Source organism: Glutamicibacter sp., from assembly GCF_035257265.1.
In the GTDB taxonomy this organism is placed as follows: domain Bacteria; phylum Actinomycetota; class Actinomycetes; order Actinomycetales; family Micrococcaceae; genus Glutamicibacter.
This window is the reverse complement of the sequence record NZ_DATEXC010000009.1, coordinates 1-2,362: the sequence shown is the minus strand read 5'-3', so window position 1 is coordinate 2,362 and position 2,362 is coordinate 1. Positions and strand designations below refer to the sequence as shown.

Here is a 2,362-nt window from a genome sequence, read left to right as displayed (position 1 = left end):
GGCCCTTGCCCCATAAGGGCGAATGTGCAGACTGCATCCATACATGTGTTTTCAGGAGGATGACGTCATGCATCTCGCCCCGAGCAAGGATAGCTTCGCTGAGCGTTCACGTCCACCCTTTGAAGCTGGCAGGAAGCTGAGCGAAATTGACAAGGCTATACTGTGGAAGTTGCTCAACGAGGACCCTGAGTGCCCGAGCCGAGAGCTGCTCGCAAAGGTCGCCCAGAGACAGGGCCTGATACCGGTGAGCGTCCGCCATCTCAATCGGTTGCGGGTGCAGTGGGCGCTCAATCGGTCCAAGGGCCGTCCGCGCCACGCGGCGGGCTGTCTCCCTGTTGTCTCTGGGGCAGAGGTCGTCCGCATCATCCCCCGTCTGTCGTTTGTGGGTGTGCATCTTTTTACCCATTGGCTCGCCCAACACGGGGTATTGGGCTCGGTTGTGGCCCAGCTCAAGCAGGCGGTAGAGGCCTATAAGCAGACGCATCCCGATGACGACTTTGCCCTGTTACAGCACCGGGAGCAGACGCTGCGGCACCGCTTTCAAGCCCTCTTGTTGGCGCCCTTGTTTGGCATCGACAGCCTTACCGCGTTTGATACCCACGAGCATCCACTCTCGACGCTGCTTGGCCGGGGGTATCACAGCTCAACCCTGAGTCAGTTTCTCGGGCAACTCGAACGCGTGGGTGCCGCTGAGGCGCTGATGCCCGTGCTGCTACCAGCCCAAGCGGGCCAGATCCTCTATGTGGATGGGCACATGATTGCCTATTGGAGCCGGGTGCCCATGCACAAGGGCAAGATCACGATGTTGGGCCGCATCATGGCCGGCTCGCAAGCCGTCATCGCCCATGATGAAGCGGGCCAGGCGCTCTTTGTCGCGTATTATCCGCCCGATGTGCCTGTGTCTCAGGTTATCGTCGCCTATTGCCAGAAGGTGGCGGAGGCAACCGGGACAATGCTCTTTGTGATCGACCGGGCCGTCAAGGCCGTGGCTATGGCCCGAGCCTTCGATGACCAGGGCTTGGGTTTGCTCTGCATGCTCGACGATAACGAGCATCAGGGGCGGGAGAGCTTTGAGGCCACACAGGTCGACACCCTGGAGGATGGTACGAGGGTCTATAGCGGGCCGTGGAAAGGACCCAGGCCCGATGATCCTAGACACTTTGTCCTGGTCGAGCCCGTCGAGGGCAAGCCCCTGGGGTACTGGGGCACCCCGCAGGTCAAGGCCGCCGTGGCCCTGACCGAGTGGCCTCGGGTATACCGAGCGCGCAACGAGATGCAGGAACATAGCTTCAAGCGCATGATTGCCCATGGGGCGCTCGATACCAACTATGGCCGCAAGAAGATTGTCGTAGCCGACCGGCATCAGCAACGCGCCAGAGAAAAACTCAATCAGTCGCTGGCAGCGGCTCAGAAACGGGTCGACAAGAAGGCCGAGGCGATGAAAGCGAAACAGGACCAGGTAGCCGAGTCTGAGGCGAAGGGACATGGCAAACGTCTCGCACAGCGTCAGGGCGCCTTGGCGGTGTTGGCAAAGGAGTGGCAAGACGCCCAGCACAAACAAGACCAATTGGCTGAGCAAGCTCAAGCCCTGGGGCCATCTGGGCAGCGGGCCGACCGCGATTTTCGCAAGCAGACGATCATGACGGTTCGTACGCTTTTGCTAGAGAATGCGTTGCGTGCGTTCATGGGCGCGCTGGTGGGGACCCTCCAAGCGAAGGTGAGTTTGGAGCTGATCTTGCACCTGCTCTGTGAGCGCAGCGGGGCTCGGATGGAGACGAGCTCCCAGGTCGTGTATTGGGTCAACACCACAGGTTTATCGGTACCGTATCGACGCCTCCTCACCGAGGTTGCCGAGGGACTTTGTGCCATGGACTTGAGGGATCAAAGCAAACCGATTTGTGTTCGCCTCAGAGACATGCCGCCTTGAGGCGGCTCTATTCATGAGCAGATCACATGTCTATTTTTTCGGAGGCTGTCAGAAGTGCGTTATACGGACTTTTTTCCTGATAAAAGTCTTACGACAAGACTCAAGGGGGTTTTATCAGGCATAGCTATCAAAAACGGCATCGCCTCTATATGCGGCGTATCATAGCATAGTCCCGCCAGCAGCTAGGATCTGATAACGGGCACTATATCAACCAAACGAGCGTTTTTCGAGGCGCCTGAGTGGCAGAATTGCTTCGGTAATACGAGGCCTGAGCAGATGCTAGGGGTAGTCAGCTGCATGGCGTTGTTCGGCGCGGCTCGGGCCACGGTGTTCCACACCGGCATCTACGTAGAGGCCACTACCACATGGCTCTCCATTGGTACAACTAGACCATCGTTGTCTACATACGTCCCTAGCATTCTCTGCATATCCTGG

Annotated in this window: 1 protein-coding gene; it reads left to right on the top strand. The window is 58.6% G+C overall.

Annotation, left to right across the window (positions count from 1 at the left end):
• Positions 1-67: 67 nt before the first annotated feature.
• Positions 68-1,927 carry an OmpH family outer membrane protein gene (locus VJ369_RS00650; protein ID WP_324090232.1) on the top strand — a complete coding sequence of 620 codons (1,860 nt, stop codon included), beginning with the start codon at positions 68-70 and terminating at the stop codon, positions 1,925-1,927.
• The last annotated feature ends 435 nt before the right edge of the window (positions 1,928-2,362 follow it).

What these genes read in the sequence shown, in the direction of transcription:
- VJ369_RS00650 (WP_324090232.1), top strand. Translation starts at nt 68, where the DNA reads ATGCATCTCGCCCCGAGCAAGGATAGCTTCGCTGAGCGTTCACGTCCA.